The sequence below is a fragment of the Streptomyces sp. NPDC048185 genome, assembly GCF_043202495.1.
In the GTDB taxonomy this organism is placed as follows: domain Bacteria; phylum Actinomycetota; class Actinomycetes; order Streptomycetales; family Streptomycetaceae; genus Streptomyces.
The window spans coordinates 255,611-273,040 of the sequence record NZ_JBIDAN010000010.1 but is presented as its reverse complement, the minus strand read 5'-3'; the positions used below and the strand labels follow the sequence as shown (position 1 = coordinate 273,040).

The 17,430-nt window shown below is 74.5% G+C and carries 10 protein-coding genes; 7 read left to right on the top strand and 3 right to left on the bottom strand.

Features of this window, described 5'->3' with window-relative positions:
- Positions 1 to 213: 213 nt before the first annotated feature.
- The 5 genes from ACGF3H_RS27525 to moeZ all read left to right on the top strand — a co-directional run bounded on the left by ACGF3H_RS27525 (position 214) and on the right by moeZ (position 6,405).
- Positions 214 to 1,977, top strand: a complete 1,764-nt coding sequence (locus ACGF3H_RS27525; protein ID WP_362486895.1) for a DUF3492 domain-containing protein — start codon at positions 214 to 216, stop codon at positions 1,975 to 1,977.
- On the top strand, positions 1,974 to 3,260 hold the full coding sequence (locus ACGF3H_RS27520) for a hypothetical protein (RefSeq protein WP_362486893.1): 1,287 nt from the start codon (positions 1,974 to 1,976) through the stop codon (positions 3,258 to 3,260). The genes ACGF3H_RS27525 and ACGF3H_RS27520 overlap by 4 nt, the downstream gene beginning before the upstream one ends.
- A 105-nt stretch (positions 3,261 to 3,365) precedes the next feature.
- Positions 3,366 to 4,427, top strand: a complete 1,062-nt coding sequence (locus ACGF3H_RS27515) for an NAD-dependent epimerase/dehydratase family protein (RefSeq protein ID WP_362486892.1) — start codon at positions 3,366 to 3,368, stop codon at positions 4,425 to 4,427.
- Positions 4,415 to 5,164, top strand: a complete 750-nt coding sequence (locus ACGF3H_RS27510; RefSeq protein WP_393590469.1) for a spherulation-specific family 4 protein — start codon at positions 4,415 to 4,417, stop codon at positions 5,162 to 5,164. Before ACGF3H_RS27515 ends, ACGF3H_RS27510 begins: the two co-directional genes overlap by 13 nt.
- Positions 5,165 to 5,226: 62 nt before the next feature.
- Positions 5,227 to 6,405: an adenylyltransferase/sulfurtransferase MoeZ gene (gene moeZ / locus ACGF3H_RS27505; RefSeq protein ID WP_362486888.1), complete on the top strand. Its 1,179-nt coding sequence runs from the start codon at positions 5,227 to 5,229 to the stop codon at positions 6,403 to 6,405.
- Between the two features lie 95 nt (positions 6,406 to 6,500).
- On the opposite strand, the gene ACGF3H_RS27500 is transcribed toward moeZ, so the two are convergent.
- The 3 genes from ACGF3H_RS27500 to ACGF3H_RS27490 form a co-directional block, all read right to left on the bottom strand.
- Positions 6,501 to 8,042 carry an alpha/beta hydrolase gene (locus tag ACGF3H_RS27500; RefSeq protein WP_362486886.1) on the bottom strand — a complete coding sequence of 514 codons (1,542 nt, stop codon included), beginning with the start codon at positions 8,040 to 8,042 and terminating at the stop codon, positions 6,501 to 6,503.
- Between the two features lie 142 nt (positions 8,043 to 8,184).
- Positions 8,185 to 9,732 (bottom strand): alpha/beta hydrolase, encoded by a 1,548-nt coding sequence (locus ACGF3H_RS27495; protein ID WP_362486884.1) that lies wholly within the window; start codon positions 9,730 to 9,732, stop codon positions 8,185 to 8,187.
- 86 nt (positions 9,733 to 9,818) lie between these two features.
- Positions 9,819 to 12,728: a lysylphosphatidylglycerol synthase transmembrane domain-containing protein gene (locus ACGF3H_RS27490; RefSeq protein ID WP_362486883.1), complete on the bottom strand. Its 2,910-nt coding sequence runs from the start codon at positions 12,726 to 12,728 to the stop codon at positions 9,819 to 9,821.
- Between the two features lie 185 nt (positions 12,729 to 12,913).
- On the opposite strand from ACGF3H_RS27490, the gene ACGF3H_RS27485 reads away from it, so the two are divergent.
- Both ACGF3H_RS27485 and ACGF3H_RS27480 read left to right on the top strand, forming a co-directional pair.
- The gene (locus tag ACGF3H_RS27485; protein ID WP_362486881.1) at positions 12,914 to 13,300 is read left to right on the top strand and encodes an MGMT family protein; all 387 of its coding nucleotides are present in this window, start codon (positions 12,914 to 12,916) and stop codon (positions 13,298 to 13,300) included.
- A gap of 266 nt (positions 13,301 to 13,566) precedes the next feature.
- Positions 13,567 to 17,391 (top strand): UvrD-helicase domain-containing protein, encoded by a 3,825-nt coding sequence (locus ACGF3H_RS27480; RefSeq protein WP_393816540.1) that lies wholly within the window; start codon positions 13,567 to 13,569, stop codon positions 17,389 to 17,391.
- Positions 17,392 to 17,430 lie beyond the last annotated feature (39 nt).

The following is a 17,430-nucleotide window of genomic DNA, read 5'->3' as shown; positions in this document are numbered from 1 at the left end:
CCGGGGGGGGGGGGCGCGCCTCCTCGCGTCCGCGGGCCGCGCCCCCCCCCCCCCCCCCCCCGCACTAGTCTTTCCCCCCCCCCGCGCGCCGGGGGGGGGGCGCCCCCCCCCCCCCCCCCCCCCCCCCCCCACCGCCTTGTCCGCATACGTTCTTCCCGCTGCGAGCCGCCGGGCCAACGGCGGCTCCCCAGACGGGAGATCGGGGGTGCGCGCGTGCGCATCGGACTGCTGACGGAGGGTGGCTATCCGTACGTGAGCGGTGAGGCCGGACTCTGGTGCGACCGGCTCGTGCGCGGGCTCGGGCAGCACGAGTTCGACGTCTACGCGCTCAGCCGCAGCCGGCATCAGGAGAGCGAAGGGTGGGTCCCGCTGCCGCCCCAGGTCACCCGGGTGCTCACCGCGCCGCTGTGGGACGACGACGGCCACGGGGGCGGCCCCAAGGGGATCGCCGGGAGGGTGACGCGCGGTGGCCGCTGGGCGTACGGACGGCGCGCGCGCCGGCGCTTCGCCGAGTGCTACGGCGAGCTGGCCGCGGCCCTGTGCACGTCCGCTCCGCAGGACCCGTCCGGTGCGCCGGCGGAGGCGCCGGCCGTCGAGGCGGACCGTTTCGCCAGCGCGCTGTACGGTCTCGCCGAACTCGCCCGCGACGAGGACGGACTGGCGGGCGCCCTCCGTTCGGAGACCGCCGTGCGCGCCCTGGAACGCGCCTGTCGCGCGCCCGGCGCCCCGCGCACGGCCCGCGCGGCGCGCGTCCCCGAGCTGCTGACCGTCGCCGCACGCATCGAACGCGCCCTGCGCCCCCTGTCGCTCGACTGGTACGACGCCGACGGGCTCGGTGCCGTCGACCTGTGCCACGCGGCCTCCGGCGGCACCGCGGCCCTGCCCGGCCTGCTCGCCCGGCACTTCCACGGCGTGCCCCTGCTGGTGACGGAATACGGCGTGCGGCTGCGGACGCACTACCTCACGGACCACGGTGCGCCGCCCGCGATACGGTCCCTGCTGGCCGCCTTCCACGGCCGGCTGGCCGCCGAGACCTACCGGCGCGCGGCCGTGATCACGCCCGGCAACGCGCACGCCCGCCGCTGGCAGGAGCGCTGCGGCGCCGACCGCGCCAAACTCCGCACGGTCCCCCCGGGCATGGACGCGACGCCCTTCGCTCAGGCGGGGGAGTCGCCGGAGTGCGCCGACCCGCACACCCTCGTCTGGGTCGGCCGCGTCGAGCCCGCCAAGGACCTGGTCTCGCTGCTGCACGCCTTCGCGGAGATCCGCAGGCAGGAGCCCGCGGCGCGGCTCAGGATCGTCGGCGGCCCCGCCGGCCCCGAGGGCGCGGCCTACCTCACCCACTGCAAGGCCCTGGCCGCCCAGCTCTTCCCCGACGAGGCGGCCGGTCCGCACGCGGTCGGCGACAACCCGGTGTCCTTCGAGGAGACCGGCGGACCGGAACTGCCCTCCCGCGCCGACGCCTACGCCTCGGGCGCCCTCGTCGTCCTCTCCAGCGTCGTCGAGGGATTCCCGGCCGGCCTGGTCGAGGCCATGTTCTGCGGCCGGGCGACGGTGTCCACGGACGTCGGCGCCGTCGTGGAGGCCATCGGCGGCACCGGACTCGTCGTGCCCCCGCGCAATCCGAGGGCGCTCGCCGAGGCGTGCGTCGCCCTGCTGCGCGACCCCGAGCGCCGTGAGCGCCTGGGCGCCGCCGCGCGCGCCCGCGCGCTGGAACTCTTCACCGTCGAACAGAACGTCGCGGCATTTCACGGCATTTACCTGGACGTCCTGTCGTGCACGCCGGTCAGCCGCGTCGTCCTCGACGAGGCCGGGGAGCCGCTGCCGTTCGCCGTTCCCGCCGAGGCACAGGTCTCCGGCCGCTGGACGCGTCCCGCCGGGCGGGTCGTGGCCCGGGGCGGCCCCGCCTGGGCGACGGGCGCCCCCGTCCGCGCCACGACCGCGACCGCGGCTTCCACGACCGAGGGGGCCCGATGAGCGGCCTGGGCGAACTGGACCGCCCCGAGACCCCGAGCAGCCCGGGGGCCTGGGACGAGCGCTCACAGGAGTGTCTGGACGAGGAGAGACCCGGTGCGGGGGCGTCAACCGGTGGACGGCCCGGTGCGGGGGCGCCAACCGGCGGACGGCCCGGCGCAGGGCGTGCCGGAGGGGTGGCCCCGGACGCCAAGCAGCCGGCCCCCGCCGCCCGCCGCGCCGCCGACCCCGTCAAGGTCCTGATGCACCGTCACCGCGACCTCTGCGAACGCGCCGTGGACCCGCTGGAGATCGCGGCCGGCCTGGAGGCGCACGGCGTCACCGACCGGACCGCGGCCCGCTTCCGCCACCGGGACGTCTTCTCCCTCGCCGAGGAGATGTTCGCCCGCGTCCCGCGCGACGCCGACGCCCCCGCGCATCCCGACGCACCGGCCACGCCCCGGGTGCGCGCCACCTGGATCGTCCTCGCCCTGCTGCCCGGGACGCTGTGCGCCGCCGCCGTGGCCGGCCTGCGCCTCACCGGCGGACGGTGGCGGCCGACCGTGGTCGTCGTCGCCGCCCTCGCGGCGGCCCTGGCCCTGCGCGCCCTGCTGCGCCGGGGCCCGCTGCGCGCCGCCACCGAGACCGGCTGCACCTCGGCCTGCTGGCTCATGGGCTACGCCCTCCTCGGTGACGGCCTGCTGGGCGAAGCCCTCGCCGGAGGCCCCGACAGTCTGCCCGACGGCACCGCGGACGGGCCCTGGCCCGTCACCGTCGCCCCCGTGGTAGCCCTCGCCCTGGCCTGCGCGCCCGCCGCCGGGAGCGCCCACCTGTTCGCGGCCGGGGCCCGCCGCAAACTGGCCGCCAGCCGCGGGCTGACGGACTTCTCGGCCTCCGTACGCCCCCTGCTGTTCGGCACGTTCGCCCTGTTCCTGGGAGCTCTGGCGGCCCTGCTCGCACTGACCGGCGCGGTCCTCGGCGAGCCCGCCGCCTACCCGCAGGCGCTCACCCTCGGCGCGCTCCTGCTGTCCGCCCGTCTCCTCGCCGTCCACGGCTTCGCCCACGCCTCCCGGCTCGTCCTCAACGCCACGGCGGCAGCCGAGGCGGCCGCCGTCGCCGTGCTCTTCGCCGGCCGCCTCCCCGGCTGCGGCTTCCTGTCCGCCCCCGTGGAGGCCCTCGTGGCCGCCTGGGGCCCGGCCGGCGTACCGACGGCGGCCTGCGGCACCGGCGCCCTGGTCCTCCTCGTCCACGCGACCCGCCGCCTCACCAGAGCGTCCGCCCACGCACCCACGGAGCAGCCGCGATGACCGCGCGCTCCGGGCAACCCCCCACCCACCTCCCGCACCACCCCCCGAAGGAGACCCCCAGATGACCACCTCCCGACCGGACGCCTCGGCCCCGGGAGCCGCGCGATGAGAGTCCTGCTGATCGGGGCCAACGGCTACATCGGCCGGTTCGTCGCCGACCGTCTGCTCGCCGACCCGGCCGTCCAGCTCACCGCCCTCGGCCGCGGCGACGACGCCGACGTCCGCTTCGACCTCGCGACCGGCAGCCCGGGCGCCCTCACCCGCTTCCTCGACGCGGTCCACCCGGGCGTCGTCGTCAACTGCGCCGGCGCCACCCGCGGCGGCGCCCGCGAACTCACCCGCCACAACACCGTGGCCGTCGCCACCGTCTGCGAGGCCCTGCGCCGCAGCAGCTGCGGCGCCCGCCTGGTGCAGATCGGCTGCAGCTCCGAGTACGGACCGAGCCAGCCCGGTTCGTCCACCGCGGAGGACGCCGTCCCCCGGCCCGGCGGCCCCTACGGCGTCAGCAAACTCGCCGCCACGGAACTGGTGCTCGGCTCCGGTCTGGACGCGGTCGTCCTGCGCGTCTTCTCGCCCGCGGGCCCCGGCACCCCCGCCGGCTCCCCGCTGGGACGCCTCGCCGAAGCGATGCGCCGCGCCATGCAGTCCGGCGACGGCGAGCTCAGGCTCGGCGGCCTCGGCGCCCAACGCGACTTCGTCGACGTCCGCGACGTGGCGCGTGCCGTCCACGCCGCCTCGCTCTCCGCCGCACAGGGCGTCATCAACATCGGCTCCGGCCGTGCCGTCCGCCTCCGCGACGCGGCCGCCACCCTCGCCCGGGTGGCCGGCTACGGCGGCGCCCTGCACGAACTCGACGCACCGCCCGGCGCGCTGCGGCCGGTCATCGGCCACCCCCGCAGCGAATCCGTCGGCCACCGCGTGGACGCCCTGGCCCACCACCGTGCCGAGTCCGTCGGCCACCACCGCCCGGACTCCCCGGTGCACCGCGCCGACCACCGTGCCGACGCCGAGCACGCGGCCCCGGTCGCCCACCCCTACCCCGACGGCTGCGGCGGCTGGCAGCAGGCCGACGTGCGCACCGCGCGCGACCGGCTCGGCTGGCGGCCCCGGATCAACCTGGAGGAGTCCCTCGCCGACATCTGGATGGAGGCGGCATGCCGCATCTGACCAGTGCGCAGACGGGCACCACGAGCACCGGCGTGCGCACCGGCATCGGTGTCCCCGGCCTCGCCCACCCCCTCGTCGCCCCCGACGAGTGGGCCGGCCTCACCGGGCCCGGCCTCCCCCTGCACTGGGTCGTCCTCGACATCGCCGACGGACCCGGCGCCCAGCCCGACCCGCACTGCCTGGAGGCGTCCGGCCGGCTGCGCAACGCGGGCGTCCGCGTCCTCGGCCGCCTCGACGCCGCGTACGGAGCGCGCGGCTTCGGGGAACTGGTCTCCGACGCCCACCGGTACCTCGACTGGTACCGGGCCGACGGCTTCCTCATCGACCGCTGCCCGTCCGAACGGGCCGCGCTGCCCGAGGTCCGCCGCACGGTCGGCACGCTCCGCGTCCTGCGTGACGACGCCCATATCGTCCTCGGCCACGGCACCCACCCGTATCCCGGCTATGCCGAGTGCGCCGACCAGCTCGTCACGTTCTCGGGCGCCTGGAGCGACTACCGGTGGTCCCAGGCGGCCGAGTGGAGCGCCGACCACCCGCCCGAGCGCTTCTGCCACTTCGTCCACGGCGTCCCCCGCGGCCATCTGGAGGAGGCGCTGCGCATCGCCCGCTGGCAGGGCGCCGCGACGATCTACTTCACCGACCGCACCGACCGGTCCGGGCGAGTGGACCCCTGGGAGACGATGCCCGGCTACTGGGACGACATCGTCTCGCGTATCGGGACAGGTGTCTCGGAATGAAAAAGGCCGTGGCAGTGTTACGAGAGAACAACCGTAATGTTTGACCGACCAACGGAGTCCCCGTGTCGCTGCCACCCCTGGTCGAGCCGGCCGCCGAGCTCACCGTAGACGAGGTCCGCAGGTACTCCCGCCACCTGATCATCCCCGATGTGGGGATGGACGGGCAGAAGCGGCTGAAGAACGCCAAGGTGCTCGCCGTGGGCGCGGGCGGCCTCGGTTCGCCGACCCTGATGTACCTGGCGGCAGCCGGTGTCGGCACGCTCGGCATCGTGGAGTTCGACGAGGTCGACGAGTCGAACCTGCAGCGTCAGGTCATCCACAGCCAGGCCGACATCGGCCGTTCCAAGGCCGAGTCCGCCCGCGACACCATCAAGGGCATCAACCCGTACGTGAACGTGGTCCTTCACGAGGAGCGGCTCGAGGCCGACAACGTGATGGACATCTTCAGCCAGTACGACCTGATCGTCGACGGTACGGACAACTTCGCGACCCGCTACCTGGTCAACGACGCCTGCGTGCTGCTGAACAAGCCCTACGTCTGGGGCTCGATCTACCGCTTCGACGGCCAGGCGTCCGTCTTCTGGTCCGAGCACGGCCCCTGCTACCGCTGCCTCTACCCGGAGCCCCCGCCCCCCGGCATGGTCCCCTCCTGCGCCGAGGGCGGCGTCCTGGGCGTGCTCTGCGCGTCCATCGGCTCCATCCAGACCAACGAGGCCATCAAGCTCCTCGCGGGCATCGGCGAGCCGCTGGTCGGCCGCCTGATGATCTACGACGCCCTGGAGATGCAGTACCGCCAGGTCAAGGTCCGCAAGGACCCGAACTGCGCGGTCTGCGGTGAGAACCCCACCGTCACCGAGCTCATCGACTACGAGGCCTTCTGCGGCGTCGTGTCCGAAGAGGCCCAGGCGGCGGCCGCCGACTCCACGATCACTCCCAAGCAGCTCAAGGAGTGGATGGACGACGGCGAGAACATCGAGCTCATCGACGTCCGCGAGCCGAACGAGTTCGAGATCGTCTCCATCCCGGGCGCCCGCCTGATCCCGAAGAACGAGTTCCTCATGGGCTCCGCCCTGGAGAGCCTCCCGCAGGACAAGAAGATCGTCTTGAACTGCAAGACGGGTGTCCGCAGTGCGGAAGTCCTGGCGGTCCTGAAGTCCGCGGGCTTCTCGGACGCCGTCCACGTCGGCGGCGGCGTGATCGGCTGGGTCAACCAGATCGAGCCGGAGAAGCCGGTGTACTGAGCCGTCACCGGCTCGGGAAGCCCGGGCTCCGCTCGCCCCGGTCTCCGAACGGCGGGGGTTTCGCGCACCGCAGGTGCCCGATACCCCCGCCGTCGTCATGAGCAGACCGTGCCGTCCTTCGGCACCGTCCCCTTCAGGAGGTACGCGTCGACCGCGGAGTCGACGCAGTCGCTGCCGCTGCCGTACGCCCCGTGGCCCTCGCCCTTCCAGGTGAGCACCACGCCGACGTCCTTGCCCAGCTCGTCCGCCATCCTGCGCGCGCCCTCGTAGGGCGTGGCCGGGTCGCCGGTGTTGCCGACCACGAGGACCGGCGCCGCGCCGGGCGCGCTCACCTCCGGCGTGTCGTGCTGCCCGGGCACCGGCCAGTCGTGGCACCAGCCGGCCGTGTCCCAGCCGAGGAACGGTCCGAAGACGGGGGAGATCTTCTCGAACTCGGGAAGCCGCTTCTTCGTCTCCTCCGCCGTCGGCCGCTGCTTGCCGTCGAGGCACGAGATGACCCGCTGCGAGTGGGTCGTCGTGCCGTAGTGCCCGGACTCGTCGCGCTCGTTGTAGCCGTCGGCGAGGGCCAGCAGCTGGGAGCCGTCACCGTCCTGGGCCGCCGCCAGCGCACTCGTCAGGGTGGGCCAGCCGTCCTTGCTGTACAGCGGCAGCACGATGCCGGTGATCGCGAGCGTCTGCGTCAGCTTCCGCCCCGCGGACGACGTCGGCAGCGGTTCCGCGTCGATCCGCCGCAGCAGATCGGCGATTCTGCGCGTGCCCTGCTCGGGGTCCTGCCCCGTGGACTTCAGATAGTCGTCCAGCGCGCGCTGGAAGCCCCGCGTCTGGTTCTCCGCATGGCCCATGGTGTCGGCGCTCGGGTCCACGACCGCGTCGAGGATCATCCGTCCCACGTGCTCGGGGAAAAGGTGGGCGTAGACGCCGCCGAGTTCGGTGCCGTAGGAGATGCCGAAGTAGTGCATCTTCTCGTCGCCCAGCACGTGCCGCATCAGGTCCATGTCGCGGGCGGTGTCCGCCGTCGAGACGTGCGCCATCAGCTTGCCGACGGCCTTCTCGCAGCCCTTGCCGAAGTCGGTGGCGTCCTCCAAGAACGCCTGCTCCTCGGCCGGGGTGTCCGGCGTCGCGTCCACCGACTCGGCGTCCTCGATCGCCTCGTCGGCGCGGCAGCGGATGCCCTCGCTGGCGGCCACCCCCCGCGGGTCCCAGCTGACCAGGTCGTACTGCTCGTGCAGCTCGGAGACGGTGTCGGCGTAGGACGGCATCGTGGACACGCCGGAGCCGCCGGGCCCGCCGAAGTTGAACAGCAGGGAGCCGGCGCGCCGATCGCCGCTCGCCTTGGACCTGATCAGGGCGAGCCCGATCGTCCTGCCTTCCGGCTCGGCCCAGTCGAGCGGTGCCTCGAGCGTGGCGCACTGCCAGTCGCCGCCCGGCGCGGGAGCGTCCGCGGTCCTCTTGCAGCGGCCCCAGTCGAGCCTCTGGGAGGCCAGCGCCTCGGGCACCCCGGCGGGCGCCGCCGTGGACGGCCGCGCACTGCTCGTGTCCCTGTCGTCCTGGTCGTCCCCGGACGAGCCGCCGCTGCAGCCCGCCGTCAGCAGTGCGGCGGCGGCGGTCAGAGCCGTCCACCGTACGAGACGTGCCATGGGCAATCCCCCCTCGCTGGCCGTCCGCGCCGTGCGGCGGATGGCGGTCAAAACATGGTAGGCGCCGGGCTCGATGCCCGCCGATCCCTGTGGAAAACGCTGTGACCTGCGGGTTCGGTCGAAAGGTGGAGCGCGGACGAGGTCAGGTGCAGACGGTGCCCGCCGTCGGTACCTTCCCGTCCAGCAGATAGCCGTGCACCGCGTTCTGTACGCACTTGCTGCCGCTGTTGTAGGCCCCGTGCCCCTGCCCCTTGTAGGTGACTTCCACCCCGACGCCCTTGCCGAGCGCGGCGGCCATCCTCGCCGCGCCCTCGTAGGGCGTCGCCGGGTCGCCGGTGTTGCCGATGACCAGGACCGGCGCCGCACCGGGCGCGCTGACGTCCGGGTGCTCGGCGGCGCCGGCCACCGCCCAGTCGGTGCAGCTGACCAGGCCCCAGGCGAGCGTGTCGCCGAACAGCGGGGAGGCCTTGCGGAACTCGGGCAGCTTCCCCTCCACGTACGCGGTGTCGTACCGGGGTTTGTCGTCGGCGCAGTTGATGGAGATGTTCGCCGCGGTGCTGTTGCTGTAATCGCCGTTCTCGCTGCGCCCGTTCAGCGAGTCCGACAGCACCATGAGGATCCTGCCGTCGCCGTCGTAGGCCTGGTCCAGGCCCTCGGTGAGGTACTCCCAGAAGTCCTTGGAGTACAGCGCCTGGAGGATGCCGCCGGTCGCGGCGGACTGGGTGAGGTCGCGGGGGAAGATGCCGGGGATCGGCTTGCGGTCGAGGTCCTTCAGCAGCCGCGCGACGCGGTTCTCGACGTCCTGGACGCTGTCGCCGACGGGGCAGTCCTCGACCTTGGACACGCAGTCCTCGGCGTAGTTGCCGAGGGCGAGCTGGAAGCCCTCCGCCTGCCCGAGCGAGCTCTGCTCGGCGTTCTGCGTGGGGTCGACGACCGCGTCGAAGACCGCCCGGCCGAGCTTCTTCGGGAACAGGTGGGCGTAGACGCCGCCGAGTTCGGTGCCGTAGGAGATGCCGAAGTAGTACAGCTTGTCGTCGCCGAGGACCTGGCGCATCAGGTCCATGTCGCGGGCCGCGTCGGTGGTGGCCACGTGCGGCAGCATGGTCTTCGAGTGCTTCTCGCAGGCCGCGTTGAATCCCTTGGTGTTGTCCAGCAGCTCGGTGCGCTCGGACGCGTCGTCCGGGGTGGCGTCCTGCTGGAAGTACGTGTCGAGCTGCTCGTCGTCCAGGCATTCCACCGGGGCGCTGCGGCCGACGCCGCGCGGGTCGAAGCTGACCAGGTCGTAGCGGGTGCGGAGCTTCGCGTAGTCGTCGCCGAAGGCGGGCAGGGTGGTGACGCCCGATCCGCCGGGGCCGCCGAAGTTGAACACCAGCGAGCCGATCCGCCGGTCGGCCGCGCCGCTGGCCCTCGCCCGGATCAGGGCCAGGCCGATCGTGTCGCCCTCGGGGTCGTCCCAGTCGCGCGGGGCCTTCATGGTGGCGCACTGCCAGTCGCCGCCGTTCGGCAGCGGGGAGGGCGGGGGGCCGCCGCCCTCGGCCTGGGACGGCGCCGGGCAGTCCTCCCAGGCGAGCTTCTGCTCCGTCAGGTCCTCGTCGTCCCGCGGACCGTCGCCGCAGCCCGCGAGGAGGGCGGACAGCAGTACGGCGGTGGCGGTGAGGGCGGCGGCGCGCAGCCGGGCGGGAATCGGCATGCCCCCATCGTGCGGCCGGGCGGGCCGGTGCGCCCGGGGCGCGGGCCGTACGAGGTACGGGGCGGCGCGGCTCCCCGGCAGGCGCCCTACAGTGCCTCTTTCCGGGACAGGTGGTTGAAGGCCAGCCAGCCCGGCAGCACCGGCAGCCACAGGGTGAGCAGCCGGAACAGCAGCACCGCCGGCGCGGCCACCTCCTTGGGCAGGCCGACGGCGATCAGACCGACCGTCAGGGTCGCCTCCACCGCGCCGACACCGCCCGGCGTGGGCGCCGCGGAGCCCAGTGCGTTGCCCGCGAGGAAGACGACGGCGACGCTCGCCAGGCTGATCGACGACGAGTCGTCGCCGAAGGCCCGGATCGAGGCGTCCAGGCACATCACGAAGCAGGCGGTGAGCAGCAGCATGCCGCCGATGCCGGTGACCAGCTTCTGCGGCCGCTGGAGCACGTCCAGCATGCGCGGCACGACGCCGGCGAAGAGCGATCGCACGCGCGTGACGACGAACTTCCGCAGGAACGGCACCGACGTCACGACGAGCACGAGCACCGCCACCGTCAGCAGACCGGCGATGACCGTCCGGGAGGGCGACAGCGAGGGGGTCTTCTCGGTGCCGGTCAGATAGCCGAAGGACAGCAGCATCAGGATGTGGCAGCCGAGCCCGAACAGCTGCGAGGCGCCGACGCTCGCCACCGCGAGCCCCGGCCGCACCCCCGCCCGCTGGAGGAACCGGGTGTTCAGCGCGACGCCGCCGACCGCCGCCGGAGCGACGATCTTGACGAACGATCCGGCCACCTGCGCGGCCACGGTCCGTACGAAGGGCACCCGCTCGGGCACGAAACCGAGCAGGGCCATCGCCGCGGCGACGTAGCTCGCCGCCGAGAACAGCACCGCCGCGGCGACCCAGCCCCACTGGGCGTTCGCGATCAGCGGTCCGAACTCGATGTGCGTGAGCTGGGTCAGCAGGAAGTACGCGCCGATCGCACCGGCGATGAAGCTGATCAGTGTGCGGGGGCGCACCCGCTCGAGCCGGGCCGGCTCGACCGGGGCCTGCGGCCTGATCCGCAGCACCGCGTGCCGGATCTGCGTGAGCAGGTCCTCCTCGCGGGCCTCCTCCAGCGCATCGTCCAGGGCCCGCTTCTCCGCCCGCTGCTCCGCGCGCGCGGCCTTCTTGTCGGGCTTGCCGGGTACGGCGGCCTCGTCCGCGCCGGCCGCCTCGGAGCGGGCCAGCTTGGCGTGGCGGGACGCCTCGAGGACCGCCTCGCGTTCGCGTTCCGCCCGCTCCCTGGCCAGCTTGCGCAGGGTGGCGCGGGTGGAGCGGCTGAGCGCGATGGGCTGGAGCATCGGCAGGCAGTCGGCCACGGCGTCGGGGCCGAGCACGTCCACGGCCGAGGCGACCGCGCGTTCGGCGCCCACCCGCAGGCCGAGCGTCACCAGGAGCTGGGAGACGTCCATGCGCAGCAGCAGGTCACCGGCGGCGATCTCGCCGATGCGCAGTTCGGTGAGGATCACGGTGCCGGAACGATCCACCAGGATCGCGTCGCCCACCAGCCGGCGGTGCGCGATGCGCCGGGACTGCAGGGCGCGCACCTGCTCCCAGGCCTCGCGCAGCAGGCCGTCGGTGATCTCCTCGTCGGGCAGGGAGTCGAGGGTGCGGCCGCCGGTGTGCTCGTAGACGAGCATCACGGCGTCCGGGCCGAGCTCGGACGTCGCGATCAGCTTCGGCGCGTTGGCCCCGGCCGCGATCGCCGCGTAGGCGAGCAGTGCCTCCTGCTCCAGCGCCTGCCGCAGCGAGGGCAGGCTGCTGCGGGTGGCGAAGCCGCGCAGCGTGAGGTTGCGCCAGGCGCGGTAGAAGAAGCCCTGGGCCTGCTGCTCGCGGTCCACCACCGTCACGTCCAGCGGGCGGCCGTCCTCCAGCGTGACGAAGTAGCGCCGGCCCCGGTCGCCGGTCTCCGCGTTCTCCGGCGGCGCCTCCTCGCGGGCGGCGGTCACGGGACGGAAGCCGACGGTCCGCAGGCCGGCCATCAGCGTGCGGCCGGTGGGGCGGGCGTTGGGGGAGCCGACCGCGTACAGCGTTCCGTAGGCCACGGTCCAGCCGATGAGGACGGTCAGGATGATCGAGAACGGCGTCGTGTAGCCGGTGACGAGCATGGAGAAGGCGTCGAGGAGCAGCACGATCCACAGCACCGCCCGCCAGCGGGGTCTGCGGGACATGCCGACGGCCGTCATGTAGGCGATGACTGGTGCCAGGTAGCCGTGCACGGGGTCGGTGAGTGCGTGGATGTCGCCCGGTGAGGGCTGGGTGAGCGCCTCCTGGATGGAACCGGGGGCCGCCTTCGCCACCCACAGGTCCGTGGCGAGCGTCACCCCGTGCGCGAGGACCGCCGCGAGCACGCCGTCGGCGATCCGCAGTCCGTCCCGTTTGATCAGCCGCTCGACGGCGAACGCCACGGGCACCAGCAGGATCGCGATGCTGGAGGCCAGTCCCGCGACCTTGATCAGCAGATCGGGTGCCTGCCCGGTGCCCTTGTTGATGTCCTGTTCGAGACCCGAGGTGGTGCCGTGCGCGAAGGCCGCCACGGCGAGCAGCACGACGACCGCGAGCACGCCCACCAGCAGCCGCATCAGGTCGGACGGACGGTGCACGCGCGCGGGGAGGAGCGGTTCGTCACCCTCCACCTCGTCGATGTGTGCCACGTCCTCCGGGTCGGCGGCGGTCGCCGACGGGCCGTCGACCGCCTTCCCGGTGGCCTGCTCGCCGCCGTCGGTGCTCTTCGCGCGCGTGCCGGCGGACCGCTCACCACCGTCGGCGGACTTCTCGTCGTCACCGACGGACTTGTCGTCGTCACCGGCCGACTTCTCGCCGTCACCGACGGGCTTGTCGTCGCCGGCGGACTTGTCGTCGCCGTCGACGGGCTCGGCTCCGCCGGTGGCTGCGTCCGGGCGCGAGGAAGAGTCAGAGGTGCCCTCGGCGTCCTCGGGGTGCACACCCTGCTGCTTCATCGCCTCTTCTTGCTCTCGTATCACTGGTCACCGACCGCACGATGGTGGCATGCCGGACCGACAGCCGGGGGCATCAGGGTGCCTGTGCGGGCGGCACAGTCTGCCCGAAGCGCCGCTCGCGGGCGAGGGACGCGCACCGTCGGGAGCGCGTCGCGTTGTCGGTGGGGTGGGGCAGGATGGGGCGGATGAGCGAGCAGAGCCTTCCGGACGACGTCCCTCCGGAGTACGCGGACGCGCTGCCCGAATACGCCGAGCGGGTCCTGGACGTCGCCGAACTGATTCCGCCGGGTCGCGTCATGACGTACGGGGACGTCGCCGAGTACCTGGAGGAGGGCGGGCCCCGGCAGGTCGGCCGGGTCATGTCCCTCTACGGCGGGGGCGTCGGCTGGTGGCGGATCGTCCGCGCCGACGGGGTCCTGCTCGCGGGGCACGAGCTGGAGGCGCTCGGCCACTACCGGGCGGAGGGCACGCCCCTGAGGGAGGCGAGCAGAGCCGCCGAAGGCCATCTGCCGCGCATCGATCTGAGACGGGCCCGGTGGGACGGCGGCGAAGGCGCGCAGGGTCACACCTGACAGCTTCCGCCATCGGACGGGCCGGTGTGTGACCCGTGATCCGTATGAGGGAAACCGGGCACATCGGACACGTTCGTGGCATGACGTACGTTCGAGGGGCGGGGGACACACGCGTCGCGGGTGACCCGAGGGAAGAAGAGGAAGACCTGCTTCCGCCTGATTCCCTGGCGTAGCGTCGGCCGCGCGCGTCCCTCTCATACGGCGGCCACCGCCGTCACCGCGGGACGGACAGCCCACCAGCACACCCACCAGGACCGGCGAACCACGTGAGCTCCTCTTCCTCCACCGGACGCCCGTCGCACCCCCGAGTGCGACGGGGGAGCGCCGGCGCCTACCGACTGGTGCGTACCCCGCCGCCGCGGGTGGCTCCCCCTCGTCTGGACGCCGCGCAGCGTGCCGTGGTTGACCACCGGTCCGGGCCGCTGCTCGTCCTCGCCGGCCCGGGCACCGGCAAGACCACCACGCTCGTCGAGTCCGTCGCGGACCGGATCGCCCGCGGCGGCGACCCCGAGCGGATCCTGGTCCTGACCTTCAGCCGCAAGGCGGCCGTCGAGCTGCGCGACCGGATGGCGCTGCGCATGGGCGCCGCGCGCGCTCCCCGGGCGACGACCTTTCACTCCTTCGGCTACGCCCTGGTCCGCGCCCACCAGGACAGCGAGCTGTTCGTGGAGCCGCTGCGGCTGCTGTCCGGCCCCGAACAGGACGTGGCGGTCCGCGGGCTGCTGGCCGGCCAGGCGGACCTGGAGCGGCTCGGCCTGGCGCACGTGCGCTGGCCCGACGAGCTGCGCGCCTGCCTGACCACCCGCGGGTTCGCCGACGAGGTCCGCGCGGTCCTCGCCCGCAGCCGCGAACTGGGGCTCGGCCCGGACGCCCTGGAGGCGTTCGCCCGGCGCATCGGCCGCCCCGACTGGCGCGCCGCCGCCACCTTCCTCGCCGAGTATCTCGACGTGCTCGACCTGCAGGGCGTGCTCGACTACGCGGAACTCGTCCACCGCGCGGTGCTGCTCGCCCGCCGCCCCGAGGTCGCCGCGCAGCTGGCCGCGCGGTACGACGCCGTGTACGTCGACGAGTACCAGGACACCGACCCGGCCCAGACCCGGCTGCTGCACGCCCTGGCGGGCGGCGGACGCACCCTCGTCGCCTTCGGCGACCCCGACCAGTCGATCTACGCCTTCCGGGGCGCGGACGTGAACGGCATCCTCGACTTTCCGCACGCCTTCCCGCGCGTGGACGGCCGCCCGGCGCCGGTGGAGGTGCTGCGGACCTCGCGCCGCTCCGGGGCCGCCCTGCTGACCGCCACCCGGCTGCTGACCCAGCGCATGCCGTTGACCCGCCTGCCCGCCGGCAAGGTACGCGCCCACCGTGAGCTCGCCCCCGTACGGGACGGGGGGCGCGTCGAGGTCTACACGTACCCGACGCCCGGTACCGAGCTCGACAACATCGCCGACATCCTGCGCCGGGCCCACCTCGAGGAAGGGGTGCCGTGGAGTGACATGGCCGTCCTCGTGCGGGCCGGCTCGCGCACCATCCCGGCGGTGCGCCGTGCCCTCACCGCGGCCGGGGTCCCGCTGGACGTCGACGGCGACGACCTGCCCCTGCGGCACGAACCGGCGGTGGCACCGCTGCTGACGGCGCTGCGCGCGGTGGCGACGGCGGCGGCGGACGACCGGCCGGGAACCCGCGCCGAGGAGGCCGCTCAAGCCGAGCGGGGCACGGAGCCCGAGCCGGACGCCGGACCGGCCTCCGGGGCGGATGCCGGGCCCACCCGCGCCGACGCACCCCAATCCGCGGCCGCCCCCGAGGACGCCCTCGCCGCCGAGCCCGGCCCCGGCGACGTGCTCGAGGTCGGGGACGCCCCCGCCGCCGAGCCCGGCCCCGGCGACGGACCCGATGCCGCGGCTGCCCCTGGTGACGGACTCGATGCCGCGGCCGGCCCTGGCGGCGTGCCCGAGGGCGGGTCCGGTCCCGCGGCCGTGCCCGCTGCCGGCCTCGGCGACGTACACCGTGCCGAGCCCGGCCCTGATGACGTGCCCGAGGTCGGGCCCGGCTCCGCGGTCCCGCCCGCTGCCGGCTCCGCTGCCCTGCCCGCTGCCGACTCGGCGGCCGTGCCCGCCGTGGATCCCGCCCCCGGCGACGCCCCCGCCGCCGAGCCCCGCCCCGACGACACCCCCGGGGCCGGGATCGCGGAGGGCTCCGCCGGAGGCGTCTGCTGGCTCGGGACCGAGACCGCCCTCACCCTGCTCACCTCCCCCCTCGCCGGCATGGACGCCGCCGATCTGCGCCGCCTCGGACGCGCCCTGCGCGACGAGGAGCGTGCCGCCGGCAACCCGCTGCCGCCGCCCTCGGACGAGCTGCTGGCCCGCGCCCTGGCCGAGCCCGAGCGCCTCGCGGTGCACGACCCGGCGTACGCGCGCGGCGCCCAGCGCCTCGGCGCGCTGCTCCGCACGGCCCGGGAGCGCCTCGCCGCGGGCGGCAGCGCCGAGGAGGCACTGTGGGACCTGTGGGAGGGCACCCCGTGGCCCACCCGCCTGGAACGCTCGGCCAGGCGCGGCGGCGCCGCCGGCCGCAACGCCGACCGGGACCTGGACGCCGTGTGCGCCCTGTTCGCGACCGCCGCCCGCGCGGAGGAGCGCACGGGCGGACGCGGCGCGCTCAACTTCCTGGAGGAGATCGACGCCGAGGACATCGCCGCGGACACCCTGACGCGGCGCGCCGTACGCCCCGACGCCGTCCGCCTGATGACCGCGCACCGCTCCAAGGGACTCGAATGGCGGCTGGTCGTCGTCGCGGGCGTCCAGGAGGGACTGTGGCCGGACCTGCGCCGCCGCGGCTCTCTGCTGGAGGCCGACCGGATCGGCCGCGACGGACTCGCCGAGCCCCTGACCCCCGGCGCGCTGCTCGCCGAGGAGCGCCGCCTGTTCTACGTGGCCGCCACGCGCGCGCGTGAACGCCTCGTCGTGACCGCCGTGAAGGCACCGGCCGACGACGGCGACCAGCCCTCCCGGTTCCTGACCGAACTCGGCGTGGACCCCTCCGACGTGACGGGCCGCCCGCGCCGGCCCCTGGCCGTCGCGGCCCTCGTCGCCGAGCTGCGGGCCACCACCGTGGACCCGCGCGTCTCCGGCCCCCTGCGCGAGGCCGCCGCCCGCCGCCTGGCCCGCCTGGCCGCCCTCGCCGACGAGGACGGCCGCCCGCTGGTGCCGTCCGCCCATCCCTACCGCTGGTGGGGCATGTGGGACCCGACCGAGAGCAAGGTGCCGCTGCGCGACCGCGACCGGCCCGTCACCCTCTCCGGCAGCGCCCTCGACCAGCTCGCCAACACCTGCGCCCTCCAGTGGTTCCTCGGCCGGGAGGTGAAGGCGGACGCGCCCGCCACCGCCGCGCAGGGCTTCGGCAACGTGGTGCACGTCCTCGCCGACGAGGTCGCCTCCGGGCACACCCCGGCCGACCTCGACGTCCTCATGGAGCGCCTGGACTCGGTGTGGAACGCGCTCGCCTTCGACGCGCCGTGGAAGTCGGCGCAGGAGAAGGCCAACGCGCGCGTCGCGCTCGAACGCTTCCTCCGGTGGCACGTCATGGACCGCGCCGGGCGTACACCGGTGGCGAGCGAGCACGACTTCGACGTGACCCTGGAGGCGGGCGACTACGAGGTCCGCATCCGCGGTCAGATGGACCGCGTCGAGGCCGACGCGGACGGCCGCGCCTACGTCGTCGACTTCAAGACCGGCAAACAGGCACCCAGCTCGGCCGAGGTGGCCCGCCACCCCCAGCTCGCCGTCTACCAGCTCGCCGTCCGCGAGGGCGCCGTCGACGAGGCCTTCGACGGGGTGCGCCCCGAACCGGGCGGCGCGGAACTCGTCCAGCTGCGCCAGGGCGCGGCCAAGCGCGACGGCGGCGAGACGCTGCCCAAGGTGCAGGCGCAGGACTCCCTGGCGGGACCGGAGGGGGAGTGGGTCGGGGACCTGCTGGCCACGGCCGCCGGCAAGGTCCTCGACGAACGGTTCACCCCCACCGCGGGCCAGCACTGCACGCACTGCGCCTTCCGCGCCTCGTGCAGCGCGCGGCCCGAGGGACGGCACGTCGTGGAGTAGGGCGGTCCGGGTCCGAGGACGTCGGCCGTGGCGCGACGG

What these genes read in the sequence shown, in the direction of transcription:
- ACGF3H_RS27485 (WP_362486881.1), top strand. Translation starts at nt 12,914, where the DNA reads ATGAGCGAGCAGAGCCTTCCGGACGACGTCCCTCCGGAGTACGCGGAC.
- ACGF3H_RS27510 (WP_393590469.1), top strand. Translation starts at nt 4,415, where the DNA reads ATGCCGCATCTGACCAGTGCGCAGACGGGCACCACGAGCACCGGCGTG.
- ACGF3H_RS27495 (WP_362486884.1), bottom strand. Translation starts at nt 9,732, where the DNA reads ATGCCGATTCCCGCCCGGCTGCGCGCCGCCGCCCTCACCGCCACCGCC.
- ACGF3H_RS27500 (WP_362486886.1), bottom strand. Translation starts at nt 8,042, where the DNA reads ATGGCACGTCTCGTACGGTGGACGGCTCTGACCGCCGCCGCCGCACTG.
- ACGF3H_RS27515 (WP_362486892.1), top strand. Translation starts at nt 3,366, where the DNA reads ATGAGAGTCCTGCTGATCGGGGCCAACGGCTACATCGGCCGGTTCGTC.
- ACGF3H_RS27490 (WP_362486883.1), bottom strand. Translation starts at nt 12,728, where the DNA reads ATGAAGCAGCAGGGTGTGCACCCCGAGGACGCCGAGGGCACCTCTGAC.
- ACGF3H_RS27520 (WP_362486893.1), top strand. Translation starts at nt 1,974, where the DNA reads ATGAGCGGCCTGGGCGAACTGGACCGCCCCGAGACCCCGAGCAGCCCG.